General features: G+C 51.3%; 28 protein-coding genes and 1 pseudogene. 16 read left to right on the plus strand and 13 right to left on the minus strand.

Going from position 1 to position 22,850, the window contains the following annotated elements:
• Positions 1–9 precede the first annotated feature (9 nt).
• Positions 10–360: an ArsR/SmtB family transcription factor gene (locus Y71_RS25100; RefSeq protein ID WP_035942979.1), complete on the plus strand. Its 351-nt coding sequence runs from the start codon at positions 10–12 to the stop codon at positions 358–360.
• Between the two features lie 302 nt (positions 361–662).
• On the opposite strand, the gene Y71_RS25105 is transcribed toward Y71_RS25100, so the two are convergent.
• The 5 genes from Y71_RS25105 to Y71_RS25125 form a co-directional block, all read right to left on the minus strand.
• Entirely contained in the window at positions 663–1,139 is a 477-nt protein-coding gene (locus Y71_RS25105; protein ID WP_007372654.1) for a Dps family protein, read from the minus strand.
• A gap of 114 nt (positions 1,140–1,253) precedes the next feature.
• Positions 1,254–1,487 (minus strand): PaaI family thioesterase, encoded by a 234-nt coding sequence (locus tag Y71_RS30830; protein ID WP_230373271.1) that lies wholly within the window; start codon positions 1,485–1,487, stop codon positions 1,254–1,256.
• A 367-nt stretch (positions 1,488–1,854) separates the two neighbouring features.
• Positions 1,855–2,316 carry a NifB/NifX family molybdenum-iron cluster-binding protein gene (locus Y71_RS25115; RefSeq protein ID WP_007372652.1) on the minus strand — a complete coding sequence of 154 codons (462 nt, stop codon included), beginning with the start codon at positions 2,314–2,316 and terminating at the stop codon, positions 1,855–1,857.
• Complete coding sequence (locus Y71_RS25120) at positions 2,291–2,611, minus strand: DUF134 domain-containing protein (protein WP_001137910.1); 321 nt, start codon at positions 2,609–2,611, stop codon at positions 2,291–2,293. The genes Y71_RS25115 and Y71_RS25120 overlap by 26 nt, the downstream gene beginning before the upstream one ends.
• Before the next feature lie 286 nt (positions 2,612–2,897).
• Positions 2,898–3,125, minus strand: a complete 228-nt coding sequence (locus tag Y71_RS25125; protein WP_007372650.1) for a hypothetical protein — start codon at positions 3,123–3,125, stop codon at positions 2,898–2,900.
• 752 nt (positions 3,126–3,877) lie between these two features.
• Here Y71_RS25125 and Y71_RS25130 point away from each other — a divergent pair.
• From Y71_RS25130 to Y71_RS25140, 3 genes are all read left to right on the plus strand, one after another.
• Positions 3,878–5,356 (plus strand): SulP family inorganic anion transporter, encoded by a 1,479-nt coding sequence (locus Y71_RS25130; protein ID WP_074167168.1) that lies wholly within the window; start codon positions 3,878–3,880, stop codon positions 5,354–5,356.
• Between the two features lie 17 nt (positions 5,357–5,373).
• Positions 5,374–6,201, plus strand: coding sequence for a universal stress protein (locus Y71_RS25135; RefSeq protein WP_007372648.1), 828 nt, complete (start codon positions 5,374–5,376; stop codon positions 6,199–6,201).
• Between the two features lie 96 nt (positions 6,202–6,297).
• On the plus strand, positions 6,298–6,486 hold the full coding sequence (locus tag Y71_RS25140; RefSeq protein WP_230154178.1) for a hypothetical protein: 189 nt from the start codon (positions 6,298–6,300) through the stop codon (positions 6,484–6,486).
• Between the two features lie 271 nt (positions 6,487–6,757).
• Here the strand turns inward: Y71_RS25140 and Y71_RS25145 are convergent, their stop codons facing one another.
• From Y71_RS25145 to Y71_RS25160, 4 genes are all read right to left on the minus strand, one after another.
• Complete coding sequence (locus Y71_RS25145; RefSeq protein ID WP_007372646.1) at positions 6,758–6,988, minus strand: thioredoxin family protein; 231 nt, start codon at positions 6,986–6,988, stop codon at positions 6,758–6,760.
• 13 nt (positions 6,989–7,001) lie between these two features.
• Positions 7,002–8,003, minus strand: a complete 1,002-nt coding sequence (locus Y71_RS25150) for a permease (RefSeq protein ID WP_007372645.1) — start codon at positions 8,001–8,003, stop codon at positions 7,002–7,004.
• Between the two features lie 207 nt (positions 8,004–8,210).
• Complete coding sequence (locus tag Y71_RS31050) at positions 8,211–8,753, minus strand: sigma-70 family RNA polymerase sigma factor (RefSeq protein ID WP_035942970.1); 543 nt, start codon at positions 8,751–8,753, stop codon at positions 8,211–8,213.
• A 123-nt stretch (positions 8,754–8,876) separates the two neighbouring features.
• Positions 8,877–9,059, minus strand: coding sequence for a hypothetical protein (locus Y71_RS25160; RefSeq protein ID WP_007372642.1), 183 nt, complete (start codon positions 9,057–9,059; stop codon positions 8,877–8,879).
• A gap of 119 nt (positions 9,060–9,178) precedes the next feature.
• Between Y71_RS25160 and Y71_RS25165 the strand changes: the two genes are divergently transcribed.
• The 9 genes from Y71_RS25165 (at position 9,179) to arsH (ending at position 16,302) form a co-directional block, all read left to right on the plus strand.
• The gene (locus Y71_RS25165; RefSeq protein WP_007372641.1) at positions 9,179–9,532 is read left to right on the plus strand and encodes a metalloregulator ArsR/SmtB family transcription factor; all 354 of its coding nucleotides are present in this window, start codon (positions 9,179–9,181) and stop codon (positions 9,530–9,532) included.
• A 56-nt stretch (positions 9,533–9,588) separates the two neighbouring features.
• Positions 9,589–10,068, plus strand: a complete 480-nt coding sequence (locus Y71_RS25170; RefSeq protein WP_007372640.1) for an arsenate reductase ArsC — start codon at positions 9,589–9,591, stop codon at positions 10,066–10,068.
• Positions 10,069–10,090: 22 nt separating this feature from the next.
• Positions 10,091–10,456, plus strand: a complete 366-nt coding sequence (gene arsD / locus Y71_RS25175) for an arsenite efflux transporter metallochaperone ArsD (RefSeq protein WP_007372639.1) — start codon at positions 10,091–10,093, stop codon at positions 10,454–10,456.
• Positions 10,457–10,479: 23 nt separating this feature from the next.
• Entirely contained in the window at positions 10,480–12,246 is a 1,767-nt protein-coding gene (arsA, locus tag Y71_RS25180) for an arsenical pump-driving ATPase (protein ID WP_007372638.1), read from the plus strand.
• A gap of 40 nt (positions 12,247–12,286) precedes the next feature.
• Complete coding sequence (locus Y71_RS25185; RefSeq protein ID WP_007372637.1) at positions 12,287–13,576, plus strand: arsenic transporter; 1,290 nt, start codon at positions 12,287–12,289, stop codon at positions 13,574–13,576.
• Positions 13,577–13,633: 57 nt separating this feature from the next.
• Positions 13,634–14,062, plus strand: a complete 429-nt coding sequence (arsC, locus tag Y71_RS25190) for a glutaredoxin-dependent arsenate reductase (RefSeq protein ID WP_007372636.1) — start codon at positions 13,634–13,636, stop codon at positions 14,060–14,062.
• A gap of 72 nt (positions 14,063–14,134) precedes the next feature.
• Positions 14,135–14,644 (plus strand): arsenate reductase ArsC, encoded by a 510-nt coding sequence (locus Y71_RS25195; protein WP_007372635.1) that lies wholly within the window; start codon positions 14,135–14,137, stop codon positions 14,642–14,644.
• A 139-nt stretch (positions 14,645–14,783) separates the two neighbouring features.
• On the plus strand, positions 14,784–15,281 hold the full coding sequence (locus tag Y71_RS25200; RefSeq protein ID WP_007372634.1) for a phosphatase domain-containing protein: 498 nt from the start codon (positions 14,784–14,786) through the stop codon (positions 15,279–15,281).
• A gap of 298 nt (positions 15,282–15,579) precedes the next feature.
• A complete protein-coding gene (gene arsH, locus Y71_RS25205; RefSeq protein ID WP_007372633.1) occupies positions 15,580–16,302 on the plus strand; it encodes an arsenical resistance protein ArsH in 723 nt (240 codons plus the stop codon).
• Between the two features lie 82 nt (positions 16,303–16,384).
• Here arsH and Y71_RS25210 read toward each other — a convergent pair whose 3' ends face one another.
• Positions 16,385–16,915 carry a GNAT family N-acetyltransferase gene (locus Y71_RS25210; RefSeq protein WP_007372632.1) on the minus strand — a complete coding sequence of 177 codons (531 nt, stop codon included), beginning with the start codon at positions 16,913–16,915 and terminating at the stop codon, positions 16,385–16,387.
• A 93-nt stretch (positions 16,916–17,008) separates the two neighbouring features.
• Here Y71_RS25210 and Y71_RS30835 point away from each other — a divergent pair.
• Positions 17,009–17,142: pseudogene (locus Y71_RS30835) on the plus strand (DNA polymerase V subunit UmuC); the annotation flags it as partial.
• A 103-nt stretch (positions 17,143–17,245) separates the two neighbouring features.
• Here the strand turns inward: Y71_RS30835 and Y71_RS30840 are convergent.
• Positions 17,246–17,614 (minus strand): hypothetical protein, encoded by a 369-nt coding sequence (locus Y71_RS30840; RefSeq protein ID WP_230154176.1) that lies wholly within the window; start codon positions 17,612–17,614, stop codon positions 17,246–17,248.
• Positions 17,615–17,757: 143 nt separating this feature from the next.
• Between Y71_RS30840 and Y71_RS25220 the strand changes: the two genes are divergently transcribed.
• Both Y71_RS25220 and Y71_RS25225 read left to right on the plus strand, forming a co-directional pair.
• Positions 17,758–20,424 carry a TrlF family AAA-like ATPase gene (locus Y71_RS25220; RefSeq protein ID WP_007372630.1) on the plus strand — a complete coding sequence of 889 codons (2,667 nt, stop codon included), beginning with the start codon at positions 17,758–17,760 and terminating at the stop codon, positions 20,422–20,424.
• Positions 20,425–20,618: 194 nt separating this feature from the next.
• On the plus strand, positions 20,619–20,909 hold the full coding sequence (locus tag Y71_RS25225; protein ID WP_035942963.1) for a hypothetical protein: 291 nt from the start codon (positions 20,619–20,621) through the stop codon (positions 20,907–20,909).
• Between the two features lie 43 nt (positions 20,910–20,952).
• On the opposite strand, the gene Y71_RS25230 is transcribed toward Y71_RS25225, so the two are convergent.
• Positions 20,953–22,497: a conjugal transfer protein TraG N-terminal domain-containing protein gene (locus Y71_RS25230; RefSeq protein ID WP_007372628.1), complete on the minus strand. Its 1,545-nt coding sequence runs from the start codon at positions 22,495–22,497 to the stop codon at positions 20,953–20,955.
• Between the two features lie 13 nt (positions 22,498–22,510).
• Complete coding sequence (locus tag Y71_RS25235; RefSeq protein WP_007372627.1) at positions 22,511–22,849, minus strand: hypothetical protein; 339 nt, start codon at positions 22,847–22,849, stop codon at positions 22,511–22,513.
• Position 22,850 lies beyond the last annotated feature (1 nt).

The following is a 22,850-nucleotide window of genomic DNA, read 5'->3' on the forward strand; positions in this document are numbered from 1 at the left end:
AAATCAGCAATGCCCATGAATGAAGACACAAAACGTCAGACCGATATGAAAAATGCAGCCCTGGGGGCAGCAGATGTCTTACGGGGACTGGCCAACAGTGACCGGCTATTGTTGATGTGTCAGTTAAGCCAGGGGGAAGCAAACGTAGCCGAGCTGGAAGCGGCGGTCGGTATTTCTCAGCCAACCCTGTCTCAGCAGCTTGGTGTCATGCGTCGCTTAAAGCTGGTAGAGACCCGACGGGCAGGGAAAATGGTATTTTACCGTATTGAGGATAAACGTATCATGACGTTGTTAAATACCTTATATGAGCTCTACTGTCCGCAGGCAGACACCGGTAACGGAAGCCATAACAACGAATAATGTGATTCTGCTTTCCCCGCAAACCGTTTTATCAGTGGTTCATTAACCCTGTTCAGGCTGTGAAGTGCCTGGCCGGAGTCTGCAATACTGTAACGGGAAAGCGACAGTGGTCCGGATATACCCGCCGGTAATGCCTGTCCGGACTGTATTTATCGCTCACGCGTTCACTGATTAACCCACTGATTCATTGGTGTTTAATACTGTTACGGTCAGAAAAAACAGCCACAGGAGCACGGATGGTACTGCACTGTCAGCAATGGCCAGTGGCTGACAAACCTTTTTTCGGCTGCCACCGGGTGACATTATTCAAGCAGGCTACGCAACATCCAGGCAGTTTTCTCATGCAACTGGATACGTTGCGTAAGCAGATCTGCTGTGGCTTCATCATTCGCATTATTAACGACCGGGAAAAGGGAACGTGCAGTTTTAACCACGGTCTCCTGGCCCTGGACAAGATTCTCAATCATGTTTTTTGCTGCCGGAATATCCTTGTCTTCATTAACCGCTGTTAAACGTGAAAATTCATGATATGTGCCGGGCGCAAAGCATCCGAGCGAGCGTATACGTTCAGCGATATCATCAACGGCAGTGGCCAGCTCATTGTATTGATCTTCAAACATTAAATGTAAGCTGTTAAACATGGGGCCAGTTACATTCCAGTGATAGTAATGTGTTTTTATATACAGGGTATAGGTGTCAGCAAGAAGCCGTGCCAGGCCGTCTGCAATTTCCACACGGGATGATTCAGCAATACCAATATCAATGATTTGTTTACTCATAACTACCTCTTACATTGTTTCAGTGGGATATATGATGTGCCATTATTCTTTCCGGTCTGGGCAAAACACGCCTCAAATTTTTATAATAACCAGGTACACCTGTCGTCTGTCACACTAGCGATGTGCCAGAGCAATATCCTGCGACGGGACAATGAATTTCGCCGTGGCACGTGCCACTTTCTGCTGTCCCTTTGTCAGCCATGCTTCGAGCTGGTAAATCCCCCTGCGTTGCCCAAGCAGTCTGGCACATACCATCAGTTTTTCCCCGGTACAAACGGGTGAAATGAATCTGACCGTCAGTTCAGCCGTCAGGGCCTGCACACCCTGCATGAACAAACAATGAGTCATTGCTGCATCCAGCAGGGTACTCGTCATTCCGCCATGTAAAAGACCCGTATAGCCCTGATGCCTGTGATCGGCCGTGTAGTTCGCACATACAGAGCCATCCGGGTGTTCTGAAAACATTAAGCTCACCGAATCAGGGTTGTTGTCGCGGGAACCACAGGCCATACAACAGGTATGGGTTTTTCTGGCATTAAGATAACAATTCATCTGTTTCTGTTCAGTGTCCGGTTGTACTGACGGGAGGCATCCGGAATTCAGTCAGATGGGGTTCTCATACCCGGCAGTCATTACTGCCTCCTCCACACATTCCGGCTCCTGGTTTATACACAATACGGGTCGGATAAAAATCACCACCCGTGATGAAATAAACTCAGGAATGGCAACAGCGCCCGTTTCCGTGATGATGCTGATGACCCCGCAGGCACGCATTTTCTGCTGTGTTCCCGTCAGAGTGACAGCATTTTTTCCCCTTCGCCTCATGGTTAAAGGACTGGCGTCCCTGCTCCGGTTTGTTCAGTTCAGTCAGTACACGGGTATCCGGATCACACAGTTCAGTGAACAAACGACGGCCACAGTCAGTCTGGTACACCGCGATCTGATGCCCCAGCAATTTACCCAGCATCCGTTCCCCAATGTTACGGACCACAACGCGGCTGACCTGTTGTTGAACCAGAAGGTCAACCAGCTTCCGTTTACCTGAACAATCTGCGCCCAGCGCGGGATTTTCTGTCCGGCTGAGCTCCACACCGCGCTCATCCACCAGGACAAGGTGACTCGCTTTGGTAAAATGATTTGCTACCCGGTCGTCATTCACTGGAATGGCTGTGATCATCTTGTGTAACTCCTTCCCTTTCAGAGTGCATTATTAAGGCCTTACCCTGAGTGAGACAGTCCACAACCTTAAAACGGGCTGCTTTCAGGACATTGGCCAGTGTCTGCCTAGAAACCCCCATTGCAACAGCCGCTTCCTGCTGTTGCATACCCAGTAAATCGACCAGTCGTAACGCTTCAAACTCATCTTCTTTTAAATGAACATGTTCAAGCTGGCTCATCGGTCGCGCATTGGGCTTAAAACAGGTATCCGCAGGGCGGCCACAGATGTTACGGGGAATTCTGGGTCTTGGCATGGAGGCTCCTTATTGGCATATGCCATATATACACTCGTAAAGTAGCATATGCAATATACTCTGCTCACCGGCGGAGGATTTTTTTGCTTTGCCCTTGAATCTGTAAGTGTGTAGCAGATCAGGGGAAGATGAAGGGTAGGAACGCAGATACTATCTGTGACTCAATTTAAAGTACTGCCATCAGAGTTCAACGCTTGCAGTCTGAGACATCCGGAGTTTTCGGATATCTTAACGAAAATTCATCGTATCCGTAGCTGTAAATCCCCTGATACGATAAAGGTTCAGTTCACAGCAGAGTATTCGCAGCAGTTATAATTTCGTCATGCTTCAGGTCTCTGTCTGATGCTATGAAAATCTCACATTTCTTTCGTCCAACGGAGTGCATGCCGGAAAGCATGATTTTGAGATGAGCTTCTTCCCCGTTCGGGTATACGCGCCTGATGATATTGACTTCCCTCAGGGTTTTTACTAATTCAGCGGGTTGAGAGTTAAAGAAAACAAGTACATTTTTCATGCGATTATCCTGAGAAGACCACGGAAAGGATATCTGTTAAAAACACATTAGATTCACATCACAGAAAAGTAACGTCCTCCTGAAAAATCAGGGGGTAATATTCAGGTTAGCACCACTCGTAGCTCGAAAAGCGTCAAAATGATTTCCCTCTTCACTCGCTGTGTCTCTCTGTCACATTGTAAGTTCTGACAGCATCGCGACAGGTTTAATTAATAGCAAAAGTCCGCGATATCCCCTGTAACTGGCCATCTGAGGGAGATTTTTCAACCCTGCGGGAAAAGGTCGATGTTACAGGGGGCAGTTTAGATATAGAAAATTATTGTACGGTAAGACCGCTTTTTAATCAGCATAGGGTATGTTCTGGAAACGTAATCGTTCTGATATCAAGACATGCATGCGGTTACCTTGATCACCGACAGTCATATTCTGGTGCCTGAACTGCCCATACGGTGCCTGTGCATTGATCGTGTTGTATTTTCGTTTATAGTAGAGAGACACTGCATCCTGCAGAGCATGTGGCCAGCAGTAAAGTACATTACGCTGGCTTATTCTGTTCACTAAGAGCTAAATATCTGTTTTCGAGGATTTACCTGCTGATCATGCGCATTACGCCACCCTGAGTTTTTCCTTCCTCCGCCGTACTGAGCAAGCCTCAGAACGCACGCAATAACATCCCGTCTGCGGATGTGTTTTATCGTATTTGAAACTTATGTCCTCCGGGGCTAACTCCATCTAAAAATTGAGAAATTACTATGTTGCTGTCCTCGACGCGTAGGGACTGGCTGGGTAACGTCCGTGGTGACGTGCTGGCTGGTATTGTTGTCGCGCTCGCACTCATTCCTGAAGCGATCGCCTTTTCCATTATTGCCGGTGTTGATCCTCAGGTGGGACTTTACTCCGCCTTCTGTATCCCGCTGGTTATGGCCTTCTTTGGTGGTCGCCCGGCGATGATATCTTCATCCACGGGGGCAATGGCGCTCCTGATGGTGACCCTGGTGAAAGATCATGGTCTGCAGTACTTACTGGCGGCTTCCATACTGACCGGCGTATTCCAGCTGATAGCTGGCTATCTGAAGCTCGGCGGGCTTATGCGCTTCGTCTCACGCTCCGTGGTGACCGGATTCGTTAATGCACTCGCGATCCTGATTTTCATGGCGCAGCTACCTGAACTCACCAATGTGACCTGGCATGTTTATGCCATGACAGCAGGTGGTCTCGCCATCATCTACCTTTTCCCGTATCTGAATAAAACAATCCCCTCACCCCTTGTCTGTATCGTGGTGCTGACGGCGATTGCCATGTGGTTACATCTGGACGTTCGTACTGTCGGGGATATGGGCAAACTGCCTGACAGTCTGCCGGTCTTCCTGTTGCCAGATATCCCGCTGAATCTCGATACCCTCCTGATTATTCTCCCGTACTCCGCAGGCCTCGCCGTTGTAGGGTTACTGGAATCAATGATGACGGCCACTATTGTGGACGATATGACGGATACACCCAGTGACAAAAACAGGGAATGCAAGGCACAGGGCATCGCCAATATCTGCACACCCTTTATCGGGGGAATGGCGGGCTGTGCAATGATTGGACAATCCGTTATTAACGTAAAATCTGGCGGGCGAGGCCGCCTTTCCACCCTTACTGCCGGTGTGGTCCTGCTGTGCATGGTGGTATTCCTCAGGGACCTGGTCTCACAAATCCCTATGGCCGCACTGGTCGCCGTGATGATCATGGTTTCGATTGGTACCTTTTCATGGCGTTCAGTTGCCGATCTTAAAAGCCATCCAATTTCTACCAGCGTGGTGATGCTGGCAACGGTCGTGGTGGTGGTGGCCACTCATAATCTGGCATTCGGGGTACTGACTGGTGTCCTGATCGCTTCCCTGAATTTTGCCACTAAAGTGGCGCGTTTTCTGGTTGTCTCTTCAGAACTGAAGAAGGATACCCGGTTCTATAAGGTCACCGGACAGGTGTTTTTTGCCTCCGCCGACCGCTTTATGGCGTATTTTGATTTTCGCGAAGCGGTAGAGAAAGTTGTCATTGATGTTGCGCAAGCCCATTTCTGGGATATCACGTCTGTCAGCGCACTGGATAAGGTGGTGATTAAATTCCGCAGAGAAGGAACTGAAGTTGATATCCGCGGGATGAACGAAGCAACCCGTACTATCGTTGATCGCTTTGGTGTTCACGATAAACCCGAAGAAGTCGAAAAACTGATGGGAGGTCATTAATGTCAGGAATTAATGATATGAACAACACCATTATTGCCTGCGTGGATGGATCGTCATCTACACGCGCTGTGTGTGAATATGCGGCCTGGGTTGCAGGAAAGCTTGACGTTCCTCTTGCCCTGCTGCATGTGCTGGAAAAAAACGAACAACCGGCTGTTTCGGACCTGACAGGGGCTATCGGTATTGACAGCCGGGAGCAACTGACGCAGGAGCTTGTCCGGATAGAAGGGGAGCGCAACCGCCTGTTGATGACTCAGGGACGAGCCATTCTTGCCGGATGCGCGGAACTGCTCAGCCAGATCGGTATCCCGGATGTTCAGCAACTTCAGAAACATGGAGCACTGGATATCATCCTGGCTGATCTGAAGGATATTCGCCTGATGATACTCGGGCGCCGGGGGACACAGAACCCGGTTGGCAGTAATCTGGAGAGTATTATCCGCCTGCAGAAAAAGCCGGTATTGATTGTACCGGAAACTTTTACTCCCCCTTCAAAAGCCATGTTTGCGTTTGATGGCAGCGAGGAAAGCCGGAGAAACCTGCGTCGTCTTACGCTCAGTCCCCTGCTGTTAGGAATGGAGTGCCATGTCGTTATGGTTAACGGAGATGCTCATACTCTCGAAGAGGCGCGGCGTAGTCTGCAGACCTCAGGTATCAGTGCGATATCCCGGTTAGCTGAAGGGCGTTCGGTACCGGAGGCGCTCTGCCGTTACGCCTCAGACAACAATGTGGATCTGATTGTCATGGGTGCATATGGCCACTCTTCCCTGCGACGTTTTTTCATCGGCAGTAACACCACTGCGATGATCGAACAGACCCGTGTCCCCCTGTTAATGCTCAGATAAGCCGACACCCGGAGGAAACTCCGGGAACGCTTAATTCCAGACGGTTATTAGAACCCTGAATCGGGAAGGAAAGGCGACAATATGCAGAAAGCCCTTATGACTGATGAACTTCTGGCGCTTGCCCGGCTTAGCATCATGGCATTTAAGAAGCCCTTAAAATATATGGATGACACTGACGCTGAAGTCATCGCTCGTTTTAAAAAAACGTTTACTCCTGAGCTTATTGAGCAGATGTGCCTCCGGATCCTTGAGCTTGAAGCGGAGCGTCAGAGTTTCAACGAATAGGTGTTTAAATATTCTGAATAAAGTCTGGACAAAGGCGGCAGAAAGACTATCCGCATTTAGAGAGACAAAAGCTAACTTTAACTGCCCCTGATAAGTGAAGCATCAGAGTCTGAATTTTATCTGCTGCGTTAGAGCGACCCGGAGGTGAAGACATAATCTCCGGGCCTGATCTTTACATCCTAAAAACGATTACTCTCTGATGTCCTCTGCAAAGTTCACAGCCTGATATTTCAGGTAACGAACAGGCAGGAATCACCCCACTGTCTGCAGATCAGAGCCAGCTTTCGATCATGTCTTTTGACGGTATTCCTCCGGTGTGTACAACGATGTCATCAATGACGACTGCCGGTGTCGACATCACTTTGTATTTCATTATTTCAGGTAGTGACTCCACTTTTTCAAGCTGAATAGCGACGCCTCGCTCATCAGCTACTTGCTGGATAAGCCGGATGGTTGTTTTACAACTGGAACACCCTGTACCCAGTACTTTTACATGCTTCATTTTATAATCCTCCTCAGGAAACCAGCGGGAATACAACGTTAAAAACCCAGCCAACCAGTGTGAACGAGGTCAACAACAGCAACAGCAGGATGCACAGTAATTGCCACTTCATCACTTGTTTGAGCAGAACGAACTCAGGAAAGCTGACTGCCACAGTGCTCATGCAAAAAGCCAGTGCTGTACCCACTGGCAGTCCGTTAGTAATCAGGCTTTCCATCACGGGGATCACACCAGTAGCATTGGAATAGAGTGGTATGCCAACCAGAACGGCGACAGGAACTGTCCACCACTGACCAGTGCCGAGATGCGATGCGATCCATCCGTCCGGCACAAATCCATGCAGTGCAGCGCCAAGCCCGACACCGAGAATGACCCAGAACCAGACTCGTTTAAAAATGGTGAGCGTTTCACCTTTAGCAAAGGCATGTCGCTTTGAGAGAGACATGTGCTGCGTCCTGGTGGATTGTCGGGTCACAGCAGTCCGATGTTGCCGCCCGTCCCTGAGGGCGTCAGCAGCAAAGTCGGCTAACCATCGTTCGCCTTTGATACGATCAAGAAAAGCCCCGCCAGCTATACCAACAGCCATTCCGACAACAATATAAACAAGTGTGAACTTCCATCCGAGCAGACTGACCAGAAGCAGGACGGCGACTTCATTGATCAGCGGGGATGTGATGAGAAAGGCCATGGTAATACCGAGTGGTATACCAGCCGAAGTAAACCCCAGAAATACCGGGATACTTGAGCAGGAGCAGAACGGGGTAATGGCACCAAAGCAGGAGCCCAGTAAATACCCCGTCCCCCGGTGCTTACCGGCAAGATAATCCCTTACCCGCCCGACATCCAGCGAAGCCCGTAACATAGCCACGAAGTAGATCAAGACCAGCAACAGAACGAAAATCTTGCTCACGTCTTCGACAAAAAAATGGAGAGCATCCCCCAGTTTGGTTACTGGACTGAGACTAAGTCTTTCATAGACCAGCCAGGTGGCAAAATCAGTGAAAATCTGGAACATAACGGACAGGCCTCACGATGATTGTTTCCACGGAAGACGCTGTTTGACAGAAAAGGATGCTGGTATTCGCGATTTTAATTTCTTTGCCGGAAAAGGTTAACCTGAGCAGAAGCTTGCCATATTCTCTGCTCTGATAACGTAATCACAACCTCCGCAATCCAGGGATGCAATGCAGCAGAAACAGGTTCTATGTATGTCCTGAGGCCTTCAGCGGGGAGTGAAACAACATACCCGACCGGACTCGTCCAGTCTGACCTGGCAATCACTGGAGAGTTTCTGATGCAATCTCGCTCTCGCCCGTAATAATCGAGATTTGGTTGCAGCAAGCGTTAGACCGTTTCGGTCTGCAAAATCAGCCTGTTTCATCCCTTCCAGATCGCAGAGTGTAAGGATAGTCCGATCCGATTCTGTCATTTCATCCAGTATACGGGACAGACATTCAGCGAGTGAATCGACAGTTTCAGGGGCATTATCCTGTATGCATACACCATCGCGGAGAGGCTGATATGGGCGCTGTCGCCGGCTTTTATCAATAACCAGATGCCGGGCAACCTCAAACAGCCAGGCTCTTGTATTTACAATGGAACAGAATTTTCTCTGCTGACGTATTGCCCGGAGGAAGGTTTCCTGTATCAGATCATCAGTATCAGCCTGATTACCCGTTTGTCTGAGTAACCAGCAATAAAGTTCGTGTTCATGCATCTTCCATGCCTTCATCAGGCAAGGTAGTGAGCCTGTCGGTTGCACCATTAAAGCGTTCTCTTGATATGTCCGTAATTGCCGGAGAGATGCTGTCGGATTCACCTGAGGGCCTCACGGCAGACTGAGGTCAATTCAGGGGGCCCGACGATGTGACGGGCTGACAGCATCCGGTCAGTTATTTCTTTTTCGCCGCTCTTGCCCTGCTGCAGGGAGTGTGGCCTTCCGCTCAGTCTGTTCCGGCAGACGGTCACGCGCAATACCATCCATTTTCGCGCATACGATCCCGGATAACGCGTCAAAAACGCGTTCCGGGATCAGCCTGAATAACCAGCCAGTGACTTTTTCGATACGCATTGTGACTTCCCTTGCTCAGTCTTATTGATTATAGTCATTCATATTCATTAAATCGAATATGTTATTGACATCAATACAGCGAAGACTAAGATGAAGTTTAACAAAACCCCGGAGTATTTATGGCCCCGATTACTGCGCTTCAGCTTTTCAAGAATCTCTCGGATGAAACTCGCCTGAAAATCGTTCTGTTACTCAGGGCGTCAGGAGAACTCTGTGTTTGTGAGCTTTGCGGAACGCTTGAAGAATCTCAGCCCAAAATATCCCGCCATCTCTCCATGCTACGGGAAAGTGGACTGCTTATTGACCGCCGCGAAGGCAAATGGATCCACTACCGGCTTTCAGCGAATATGCCCGCCTGGGCGGCAGCTGTCATTGAACAGGCTTATCTCAGTCAGAAAGAGGATATTTCGCTTCTGGCCGGGCGGATTGCCCGCAACAGCGCCACAACCGGCGGCAGAGCGGTTTGTCTTTAACAAATTAAAAAATTTATCCATACATATATGTTTTAACGAATTTATATGGTGATGTTATGAATATTCTTTTTCTGTGTACCGGTAATTCCTGTCGTTCCATTCTGGCCGAAGCGACGTTTAATGCGCTTTCACCGGAAGCGCACCACGCCTTCAGCGCAGGCAGTCAGCCTAAAGGTGAAGTCCATCCCCGCGCTCTTGCTCTTCTCAGGAAAGAAGGGATACCCACGGATGGGTATTACAGCAAATCGTGGGACAACCTCCCTGTGACCCCGGATGTGGTGATCACGGTGTGCGGGAATGCGGCGGGTGAAACCTGTCCTGCGTATCTGGCTCCGGCGGTGAGGGCACACTGGGGAGTCGAGGATCCTGATAAGGCTACCGGAAGTGATGAGGAGATCGATGCCGCTTTCGAACAGGCCTGGCATATTCTCCGTCGCCGGATTGAAGCCTTTCTGTTGCTTGCGCCATCAGTCCTGTCGGGCCCTGAGGAGCGTCTTCAGGCTGAACTGAACCGGATCGGTGAAACCATTTTTTAACTGAAACCTGAAGGAATAGAGAATGAAAACACTGTCAGTGTATGACCCGGCACTTTGCTGCAGTTCGGGCGTGTGCGGGACGGAAGTGGACCAGGCTCTGGTGTCATTTTCCGCAGACATCACGTGGCTGAAACAGCAGGGTGTGTCGGTGGAACGTTTTAACCTGTCCCAGCAACCTCTGGCATTTGCTGAGAATCCGTCAGTTAAAGCCTTTCTTGAGCGCTCCGGTGCTGAAAGCCTGCCATTAATTCTGCTGGATGGCGAGTTCGCCCTGTCCGGTCGCTATCCGACACGGCAGGATCTGACTCGCTGGTTTGGGCTTAATCAGGAAAAAATTGGTATGGCTCCGGGGAAAAACTGCTGTGGCGGCAACACGTCATGTTGCTGAACCCAACCGGACAGGAGCCCATGATGAACTATCTGAACAGTATCCCGAAGTTTCTCTTTTTTACGGGGAAAGGGGGAGTCGGAAAAACCTCGCTTTCCTGCGCAACGGCTATTCGTCTGGCTGATGATGGCAAACGTATCCTGCTGGTCAGTACCGACCCGGCATCAAATGTGGGCCAGGTCTTCGGGCAGCAGATTGGTAACACCCTGACGGTCATCTCTGCCGTACCCGGACTCACTGCGCTGGAAATCGATCCGCAGGCGGCGGCGCAACAGTATCGTGCCCGCATCGTTGATCCGGTTAAAGGGATTTTGCCCGAAGATGTCGTCCGCAGCATTGAAGAACAGTTGTCCGGTGCCTGCACAACAGAAATTGCCGCCTTTGATGAGTTCACCGGGCTGCTGACCGACGACGCGTTACTGAATGATTTTGACCATGTGATTTTTGATACCGCCCCTACAGGGCATACCATTCGTCTGCTACAACTGCCAGGTGCCTGGAGCAGTTTTATCGAGACGAATCCTGACGGTGCATCCTGCCTTGGGCCGCTGGCCGGACTGGAAAAACAGCGGGAACGTTACTCGCATGCATTATCGGTGCTGGCAGACGGGGAAAAGACACGGTTAATCCTGGTCGCCCGCGCTCAGCAGTCAACGCTGGCTGAAGTTGCCCGCACGCATGATGAACTGTTGCATGTCGGTCTGAAGCACCAGTACCTGGTCATAAACGGGATCATGCCTGCCGGAGAAGCCTCAGAGGACAGTCTTGCCAGCGCACTGTATCAGCGTGAACAACGTATTCTTTCTCACATGCCGCAGGTGCTTGCATCGCTTCCGACGGACAGGTTAAGCCTTCAGCAGGAAAACCTGGTTGGCGTGACGGCGCTTCGCCGCTTGCTGACGGGAGAAAATAAGCCATGCTCACTGCCCGCAGCGAAACCCGTGTCAGAGCCTCTCTCCGCACCGTCCCTGGAAATGCTGATTGATGATATTGCCCGTGACGGACATGGTCTGGTGATGCTGATGGGCAAAGGCGGCGTGGGAAAAACAACGCTTGCCGCCGCTGTGGCCGTGGCCCTCGCTGATAAAGGGTTTGATGTCCATCTCACCACATCGGATCCCGCAGCACACCTTGAAAGCACGCTTAACGGACAACTGCCTCATCTCCAGGTCAGTCGTATCGATCCGCATGCCGAGACTGCGCGCTACCGGGAACATGTTCTTGCCACCAAAGGAAAGGAGCTGGACCCACAGGGACGGGCGTTACTGGAAGAAGATTTACGTTCCCCCTGCACGGAGGAAATCGCCGTATTCCAGGCATTTTCCCGTGTGATCAGGGAAGCCGGGAAACGTTTTGTGGTCATGGATACCGCTCCGACAGGCCACACCCTGTTACTGCTGGATGCCACGGGAGCCTACCATCGTGAAGTGGTAAAACGAATGGGCGAAAAAGGGCATTATCTGACGCCAATGATGCAGTTGCAGGATCCTGAGCGAACCAAAATCATGCTCGTAACCCTGCCTGAAACCACTCCTGTTCTCGAAGCTGCCGGTTTACAGGAGGATTTACGTCGGGCCGGTATTGAACCCTGGGCATGGCTCATCAATAACAGTCTGGTCGCAACAGAAACAACGTCACCGCTGTTATTAACAAGGGCTGCACACGAAGCTGCTCAGATCAATAAGGTCAGGACGGAGCTGGCCTCACGCATGGCGCTGATCCCTCTGCAGCAGGAAGAGCCGACAGGTATTGAACAACTCAAACGTCTTACCCGTCAGGCAGGAAAATAATAAATACGGGCAGGAAGAGTCCTGCCCGACAGGAGGCTTTATGTGGCTGGCTGCAGCTATTTTTATTCTGACCATTGTACTGGTCATCTGGCAACCCCGGGGGCTGGGAATAGGCTGGAGCGCGATGCTCGGGGCCTCACTCGCACTGATTACTGGTGTGGTTCACCCCGGTGATATTCCGGCCGTCTGGCATATTGTCTGGAATGCGACGGCTGCGTTCATTGCGGTCATTATTATCAGTCTGTTACTCGACGAATCAGGTTTCTTTGAATGGGCAGCTCTGCACGTCGCACGCTGGGGTAACGGCCGCGGACGATGGCTGTTTTCCTGGATTGTTTTACTGGGTGCTGCGGTAGCGGCGCTGTTTGCCAACGACGGTGCGGCGCTCATCCTGACACCTATCGTTATCGCCATGTTGCTCGCACTGGGATTCAGTAAAGGCACCACGCTGGCGTTCGTCATGGCGGCAGGATTTATCGCAGACTCCGCCAGCCTGCCACTCATCGTTTCGAACCTGGTGAACATCGTCTCGGCGGATTTCTTTAAGCTCGGGTTCAATGAATATGCGTCCGTTATGGTGCCGGTTGATATCGCGGCCATTATTGCCACACTGGTGATGCTGCATCTGTATTTCCGGAAGGATATTCCCGCGACCTATGAAATTTCGCGCCTTAAAGCGCCGGAAGAGGTTATCCGCGATCGGAATACCTTCCGGACAGGCTGGGGAGTTCTGGCTCTTTTACTGCTCGGATTCTTTGGGCTTGAACCCCTGGGGATCCCCGTCAGTGCAGTTGCCGCCGTCGGCGCATTCATCCTGTTTCTGGTCGCCAAAAAAGGACATGCGATTAATACCGGAAAGGTGCTTCGCGGAGCCCCCTGGCAGATTGTGATTTTCTCCCTGGGCATGTATCTGGTGGTCTACGGACTGCGTAATGCCGGACTGACTGACTACCTGTCTGCTGTGCTTAATCAGTTCGCCAGCCAGGGCCTGTGGGCGGCCACGCTGGGCACGGGCTTCCTGACCGCCTTCCTCTCCTCGATCATGAATAACATGCCAACCGTCCTGGTAGGAGCACTGTCTATCGATGGCAGTACGGCGACCGGAGTGATTAAAGAGGCCATGATTTACGCCAATGTCATTGGCAGCGACCTGGGGCCCAAAATCACCCCTATCGGCAGTCTGGCCACCCTGCTGTGGTTACATGTGCTGGCGCAGAAAGATATCCGGATCACCTGGGGATATTACTTCCGGGTCGGCATCGTAATGACCCTGCCCGTGCTGTTTGTGACGCTGGTTGCTCTGGCATTACGTTTATCCGTTTCGTTCTGATTAACCCGGCACTGGTCGTCACTGACCTGCGCCCGTCAAACCCTAAGAGAGTGATTTATGAGCGCAATTACGATTTATCATAACCCGGCCTGCGGGACGTCCCGCAATACCCTCGAATTGATCCGCAACAGTGGTGTGGAACCCACGGTCATTTTATACCTTGAGACGCCGCCGGCCCGCGCTGAGCTGGTCACACTTATCGCTGATATGGGGATCTGCGTGCGTGACCTGCTGCGTAAAAATGTGGAGCCTTATGAGCAACTGGGCCTGGCAGAGGACAAATGGAGTGACGATGAGCTGATTGATTTTATGCTGCAGCATCCCATCCTGATCAATCGTCCTGTTGTGGTTACGCCTCTGGGTACCCGGCTGTGCCGTCCGTCTGAGGTGGTGCTGGATATTCTGCCGGATGCACAAAAGGGAGCGTTCAGCAAAGAGGACGGCGAACAGGTGATTGATGCCCAGGGGCAGCGTGTCGTGAAGTAATCCCAGTGGTCGGGCTGTCAGCACCTGAGCGGCCCGATCATACCTTTCCGGCCTGACAGAAGGTAAGCCGCGATGATGAGTAAAACATACAATGTCCTGTTCCTGTGTTCAGGGAATTCGGCACGGAGCCTGTTTGCGGAAGTGCTGATGAACCAGCTTGGCGGGGGAAAATTCCGGGCATTCAGCGCCGGCACTCAACCGGCCAGTTCACCTCACCCGCTGACGCTCAGGGTACTTAACGATCAGGGATTCAGCACTGAATCCCTGAAAAGCAAACACCTGCAAAACTTTCGGCATCCTGATGCCCCGCAAATGGATTTCATTTTTACGCTGTGTGACCGGATGGCGGGAGAAGGATGTCCGGTGTTCCCGGGCAGCCCCATAACGGCCCACTGGGGTTTCCGGGATCCGGCTTTAGCAGCGGGAACCGATACGGAGAAATACCATGCCTTTGTGGAGGTTGAAAAACAGATTGCCACGCGCATCCGGCTGTTTCTGAGCCTTCCCCTGGATAAAATCGATCGGCTTTCATTACAGAAGCAGCTGCAGGCAATGGGTAATACCGGATCTGACGAACATTAATCCGGTACCGCTCGGCCACCCTTTCTTACAAACCCTGACGATGTCCTGAGGGCGTTATCCCTGTTGATACAGCCAGCATGGATGAGGTAAAGGCATAACGTTAACCAGATTAATAACAATAAGTATGGAGTCTTTATTGATGTTTCATCCGTTTGATATTCTCACCCTGGACAATGGTGCCAGGCTGATATTTACCCCCTGCCCGGGAACCAGAGGGGTCTCCCTTGCTGATTCATTAAAATCCTTAAAAGAAACCGGTGCGCAGGCTGTTATCACGATGATGACGCTGGCTGAACTCAGTGAAAATCAGGCTGATGCACTTCCGTCACTGTGCGCTGACCTTCATATGGACTGGTTTCACCTCCCCGTACAAGACAGCTGTGCACCTGAAGAACCATTTGAACAGGCATTTGCCCGAGAGAAAAAGAGCCTGCTGGCTTTAGTCCGGTCTGGCGGGACGCTGGTTATCCATTGTCATGGTGGTTCTGGCCGGACAGGCATGATGGCCGCTGTTCTGATGCTCGAGTCAGGTTATCAGCCTGCTCAGGTGAAAAAACAGGTCCAGCTAATCAGGCCAAAATCTCTGACTTCGCCGGTACAGGTCAATTATCTTGGTAAGCGATACGGCTACCAGTAACAACGCCGTAATGTGCTGGCAGACCTGCCCGTCGAAAAATTATCCATCAGGGGGCAAACCTGTCCCCTGATGGCCCCTGAACTGTATTTTTCAAACGCCCGGCAACAGCAGATTCTTCACTCTGCACTTTCAGGGAGTCAGTGAGGCTCATACGTCAGGAAAGGCAGGGCCGTCCCCCTGTACTGCCAGCCGCAGTATAAACAACTGACCCAGATTGTCGGATTTTTGCTGGATGAGTGTTGCATGGGCAGCGCAGCCAGTGTTTTAACAATACATCAACCCGTGAGTAAAACCTGCAATGAACGAATTAAATGACAGCCTGCCAAATATCATCCCTGACATTTTCGATGCTCCGGACTTCACTGGCAAACCTTTATCTGAAACGCCCGGGCATGCACCACGTATTTTGATGCTTTATGGGTCTGTACGTGAACGTTCATACAGCCGCCTGGCTACGGAGGAAGGAGCACGCCTGCTCACCGCCATGGGCGCTGAAGTCCGTATTTTTAATCCTTCCGGGCTTCCCCTGCCAGATGATGCTCCGGATACCCACCCAAAAGTTGCCGAGCTACGTGAACTGGTGCGATGGTCAGAAGGAATGGTGTGGTGCTCCCCTGAACGTCATGGGGCGATGACCGGGATTATGAAAGCACAGATAGACTGGATCCCACTGAGCGAAGGGGCTATACGCCCATCGCAGGGGAAAACGCTGGCGGTGATGCAGGTCAGCGGTGGCTCCCAGTCCTTTAACGCGGTTAACCAGATGCGTATTTTAGGACGCTGGATGCGTATGATCACCATTCCCAATCAGTCGTCAGTCGCCAAAGCCTGGCAGGAATTTGATGAAGAAGGCAGGATGAAACCCTCAGCCTATTACGACAGGATCGTGGATGTGATGGAAGAGCTGATGAAGTTTACGTTGCTTACCCGGGGGAGAGCTGCCTACCTGGTTGACCGCTACAGTGAACGTAAGGAAAGTGCCTCTGCACTTTCCGGGAGGGTAAACCAGCGCAGCATATAGTGCATAAGATTTACGGGAGATATCTGATTTCTTTCGGGGAAGGCACGCCCCGTAATAGCCCTCCCGGATGTAGAGAAGAGCCTCAGCCAGATGGTATGTCCGGAAGTGTAACATCACCGGCACCAAGAGTGCGTTGCAGTATTACTGTATCAAGCCAGCGACCATGCTTAAACCCAACGGATTTTAGTGTCCCCGTATGGCTGAAACCTGCTGAACGGTGCAGTGAAAGAGAGGCGATATTTTCACTGTTACCCACTACGGCGATAAGCTGGCGAAAACCATGTTCCTCTGCCCATGCCACTACACGTGACAATAACAACGTTCCGATCCCTCGCCCCTGAAATGCAGGGGCTATGTATACGGAATCTTCCAGAGTGAACCGGTATGCGCATCTTTCACGGTAAAGTGAAAGGTAACAATAACCCAGAACCTCTCCATTCTCTGTCGCGACAAACCACGGGAGTCCGGCAGCATGTATCTTTTTTTGCCGGGCGGTCATTTCTGCCACATCGGGTGGCTCTGTTTCAAAAGTGGCTGTGCCATGCAATACATGCCAGGCGTATATCTGCTGAATCGCGGAGATATGTCTTTCATCTGCTTCCGTTATTTCCATCTGTGTAACTCCCTGCTGAATAAGAGCACAAGCGTACTTCATGGAAAACACCTCAGACATAGCGAAATGCTTATACCCCCTATAAGTAAATATTTTATTCGGATACAGCCACGCGCGAACAGCGATGAACTGATGAAAGTGCTGGACGGGATCAACCATTCCGGGTTAGGGAAGTGTGAATAGCGCTTGAACGGCAGATGAAACGTGAAATGCTCTCACCTTCTTAGACAACGAAATGGCTAGATATTCCTCGCGCTTTTATTAGCTAAACAGTGTGACGTAATGCCAGCACGGCCGACCAGTCGATGGTCACCTCAGGATGAGGAAGTTTTACATCAGTGGGACAGAAAATGCCGGCAAAGCTGCCACACAGTCATTTATCCGGGACTGACCGGGCAGATACTGCGCCAGCAGATGATCCAAGGCGACTCGTGCATAACTTTCACTAGCGTTTACCCGGATTTTACTCTGTCGTTCCATTTCATCTCCCACCGCGACCAACTGGCTGTGCATGGGGAGCAGATAATTGAGCATTTTCGTATACATACACGCCTCTACAATTCGCTCCGAAAACGTTTCATGGTCGCTGGCAAACACGCTCGGCGCGTGGCACCCCACCCCGTCTTTTTCAGACTGAAGCGTCTGACAGAGAGTCAGGAGCGCTGCCAGTTCAACAGCGGTTTCTCTGGCCGATTTCATCCCATTTATTCCTCTGTCTCTGTAAGTGTGTATGACTTCTCCGACACCCTGATGCTAATAATTGCTCAAAAACATGGCAAGCTCAAAACGCTCTCATTATTATCTCAATGAGATTAATCCCGAATAGAGGGGAACTGCAGCGAATGAAAGGCTCTGAATGGAATAAATGGGACCTGCACATTCACAGTCCGATGACTTGGCTTGCTAATGTATACGCCGATAACTGTGATATAGAGACCTACGTCAGAAAGCTGGGAGAGCAACAACTGTCCCTGATAGGCCTGACCAACTATTTTTATTTCCAGGAAAATGAACTGGAGATTATCCGGAGTGAAATTGGCCGGCAGGGTCTTAATATTACAGTGCTTGGCAACGTCGAGTTTCGTCTCGATCAACAGAATAAAGACGAAGCGTTTATCAATGTGCACGTTTTGTTCTCCGACAAGCTCAGTACCTCAAAAATAAACGAGATACTTTCCAGACTTCCTCTGAAGCTGACCGATGATAGTGGGAAAAAAGTATACGCTTGTGAAAGCAGCGTACGTGATAGCGGGCATAACGTGGATACCATCGTGGTTAACCTCAGTGATCTGCTCGAACATCTTTCGTCAGTGCTGAGACCTTTTATCGATTATATCGTAGCCGTCTGCCCGAATGGTTACGGCGGCTACCGTCCGGGTGCAACCGGGCGTTCAGCAGCGATTGCTACTGAAATTGATCGTCAGGGACATATTATTTTTGGGGCCCCCAACGATAGAGATTACTTCTTAACGACAACGCGCTATCCGGGAGCCTCGCTTAAACCAGTTTTTCACTGCTCGGACGCTCATCGGGCAGAACACATTGGCCGCGCTTACACATGGGTTAAGGCGAAGCCAACATTTGAGGGTCTCCGTCAGGCATTGCTGGAACCAGAAGCTCGCCTGCAGTTGGGCGCGGACTGGCTGGCGCAAAGGCCCCCAAAAGTACATTTCAGCCATATTGCTGTTGAAGGCACAATTTTCGACGGGCAAGCAATCCGGTTTAAAAAACAGGGTATTCCTCTGAATCAAGACATGGTGGCCATAATCGGCGGGAGGGGTACAGGTAAGAGCCTTCTTCTTGACGCGCTGCGCTCCCGCTTTGCCGGCGCCACAGCGTACGGCATTGAAGAACGTGAGGTCAACGTTGAACATCTGTCAATAGAGCTGGATAAGACAAACAGTGAAAAGACGCTTTTTGATACTCGCACTGACAGCTATGACTATCTGCACGTTTCGCAGGGGGAAATCAAAACCCTATGCCAGCAACCCGGCCTTATCAGCGATGAGATCAAAAAAATGCTTCGGCTGGCCGACTGCGAGGTTGCAGACGAACAGCGTAGAGGGCTGGGTGAAAACCTGAACGCCTTCCAAACCTTCCGCGAATACTATGTGGCCCAGGATGAGCGCCAGCACTATATCAATACGCCCGGGTATCAGGACGAAGTTATCAAGGTCGCCCAGGAAAAGATAAACACACTCACCAGTGAAAAGAACAAAGCACTGATTGAACGATTTCGGGCAAACAGTCTACGAGCCACCGCACTAACGCGAGGCATCAATGCAGGAAATGCTTTTCTGCGGGAGGCTACAGCCGCAGAAACATCACTGAATAGCCGCCTGACCGAGATGAATACAGTTTCCGCCGGCGTGGTTCCCGTGCCACCGCTGGATCTGTCAGAGCTGATGGCTAGAGTCAAAACCTATGTGGAAGCGCTGCAGACTCAACTGACGGAGACCGGCGAGGACAATCTGCGAATAATTGCTGAATTCCGGGAGCAGGGTATTGAACAGGACATCGCTGGCGTGCTCGACAAAATTCAAGGCTATCAGCGGGAAATTCAGCAAGCGCAGCTCAGACTGGGAGAAATTCAGCAGCGTATTACACAGTACAACAATGACGTCCGGCAGAGGGGAAACTTGGTGGAGGCTTATGTCCGTCAGCTTCTGGAGCAGAAAACGACTATCGACTCCTGCTTTGCCGCACTAGCGGAAAAACCACATCTTAAGCCTGACCAGCAGGAACTGATAAAAGAGATCCTGACCGATATACGTATTTACGGACAGCCTCACTTTGACACCACTAGGTTCTATAATGGAATACTTGAGCGACTTAACCGCGGACGGTTCCGGACTGCAGGCGAGCAGTCTGGCACAGAAAAGCTAACTCAGGTTCTCGGCGTAAGGAGCATTGATGATTTTGTGGCACTTGTCCGGGGTGATGCCATCATCGAGCTTCCCGAGGAGCCCGGAAAAAAGATTACGCTTGAGGCCTTTCTTTGGAGGTCCGAGTATTTCAACAATCAGGGACCCTACGCCCTGCAGCGCTTCCTCTGCAGCCCCGAACACATCAGCAGCTATCTGACGGTTAGGGCCGAGTTTGAATACAAAGGAAAAACGGTTGAAAAGCTGTCGGCTGGACAGCGCGGAACGTTCTACGTTTGCCTGAAGTTGGCGACCGATGCGTTTGGCTCTCCTTTTGTTTTCGATCAGCCAGAGGACGACCTTGATAATGACTTTATCATGCGCCAGCTTGTTCCGCTTTTCCGCAAAATCAAACTTTACCGGCAAGTCATCATCGTGACACATAATGCCAATCTGGTGGTGAACTGTGACGCCGAACAGGTAATTGTGGCCAGCAATGAGGATGAAGTTATCAGCTACCGCAGCGGCGCACTTGAGCACGGCGACCATGGGCAGAAAAACAGCATGCGTAAGGCCATCTGCGACATATTAGAAGGTGGACGTCAGGCCTTTGAAGCTCGCGAACAGAAGTACGGAATGCTGTGATAGTTTTTCCCACTGCTAATCGGTCAGCGCTGGAAATCTCGGTTGTGAGGGCGGAAAAAATCGCCGTCCCTCACCGCTTCGCCCATGCTAGCTGAAATTCTCACTTACCGCTTTATTAATGAATTACCTGGTGTAGAATCAATCAGGGTTCGTTTAAATAATGATAACCAATGGCTAAATAGGTGGAGGTAAATATGAGCAAAGATGGATTCAGTGCTGATGATATCGCCAGCACATTTGCACGGTTCGCCAATAAACGCCCTAATATTGTTTGTGATGAGTCAAAGTTGCAGAGGAAGAAACCAGAACCGCTTGAATTCTCCAGTGCAACCAATGCATGTGGTACTGCTGTGCTGGCTGGTATAGCAGATCTTATGATTACTACTCCAGAACGTAAAAAACAGAATGAAGAGTGGAGTGAAAGCTGGGATGCAGAAAGAGAAGATTGGGAAAATCAAGATAGGCAATGGAATGATAACAGATGAACTGCGCGTTCTAAGCAACATGCAGTTCATCTTATAAATGCTTCTATTTAAGCTTAAGCCCCCCTTTTAAAGCACCTCCGGCTTTATCTGTAACAACCTTCTGGGCATCTCTACCCGCCTCTGCACCAGCCTTCTGTGGCAAAGAACCACCTTTTTCCAAACCTGTCGATATTGCAGTTCCCAAATTAACGCCAATCCAACTAAGCATGCCAATCCAGAACGCAGGGAAAACCACATACATCATTCCCAGCACCAGATTCATGATCCAGCCGTCGTTGGTTGAGCTGATAAAATTCGCAAAAGGTACAGAACTGGCCAGTCCCTGCTGGGCCATATTATCGTAGAGGATGGTGATCAGACGGTCATCGAGCCACCCGGCCAGTTCCCACCAAAAGGTGATGAACTGCAACGCAAATAGCGCAAATGATATCGTCACCACCGTTTTCGGTTCATAGGCACTGAACATCATCAGCACCGGGATCACCGTGATAATCATCATCTCCAGTAATGCCTGAATCATCGGCAGTGCCTGTTTTAGCGCATCAAAGCCCGGCAGCGCTTCCGCCTGCTTGAGGCCAAGCCCGATGGTGGAGGTCAGTCGGGTCACATTACCGACCACGCCGCTCACGTTATCAGAACTTCCCACGGCATACGTCGTTCCATCTCCGGAGAGGCCGGTATTACGCGGGCTGACAAGCCATCGCAGGGCCACCTCTTCCCACTGAGCACCCGGAAAGGATCGTTGCATCTCCTTTCGGGTGTTGTCACCAAAGCTGGCCAGCACCCGTTTGCGCAGCCCGGATGAACCATCTGACCACCACGTTTTACAGGTGGGATAGCCCCCCTGCCCGGTATCCGGATAACCACTGTCGCGCGTGCTGTCATACGGCCACTGACTCCTCGGTGTGGAGGCGGTGTAATAATCGTAATAGCCGGACGTATTCAGAAAATAGTCGCTGCCAATCCAGCCCACCGAGTTAATGGTGGCATCGCTGAGCTGGCTGTTGCTGTTCTTGAGACGAAAGTACGCCCGGGAGTAGCACTGGTTCGCAAAATCCTGCACCTCCTGCAGCAGTACCGGGTCACGCAGCTTCGTGTTCTGCACGTCAAACCGCATCTGGCGCAGCTCCGTACCGCACGGGATGGACGCAATCATCGCCTGTGTGGTGCCTTTCGACATCATATGCAGCAGATACCACCAGATGGGCACCTCGGCCGTGCGACCGTCAAAGTCGTTCACCAGTCCGCTGTAACCGGAGTTCTGTGGCGCGGGTACACTGACACCACACTGTTTTGCCCGGGAACTGTCGAATTTAATGGTACTGATATCCACCGGCAGCAGCGGAATGCAGCAGAACAACATCACCACAAACGACACGTAAAGCGCATGCTCGATGCGGGGCAGTGCCAGCAACCCTTTGTTGCCTTCGTCCGCCCCTTCCTCCCGGACCTTCAGCCACACACCCATCACCTTAAAGACCAGCGGCAGGGCGAACAGCCCCGTGCTGCCGAGGATGGTCCACATGGCGTTGTTCATCACCCAGCCGAACAGGATGAGAAAATACTCCAGAAAACTGTTCGCAGTCATTGTCCCCTCCTCCTCACGCCACACCTGCCCAGGCCACGCACTCCGTGGCCGCAATAAACAGTACGCCGAGCAGTTCCGTGCGCGGCAGGCGAGCCCGGACCTCCGGCCAGCGCGCCAGCATCTGCGGCCGGACCTTCATCCGCCAGGCTACCGCGATGCCGGCATACATGAGCAGCCGCCAGGTAAACAGTGCCCAGCGGCTGTCATACAGCCAGCGACGGGTCAGGTGGCCATCCGGGTCATACGCCATAAACACAGAGGCCAGTGCGAACATGGCCACGGTTATAAGCAGTAAGGCGGCAATCATCAGGACAATGCGGCCCGTACGACCGCGAAGAAAAGAGCGCTTCATA

The organism is Kosakonia radicincitans DSM 16656 (assembly GCF_000280495.2).
In the GTDB taxonomy this organism is placed as follows: Bacteria; Pseudomonadota; Gammaproteobacteria; order Enterobacterales; family Enterobacteriaceae; genus Kosakonia; species Kosakonia radicincitans.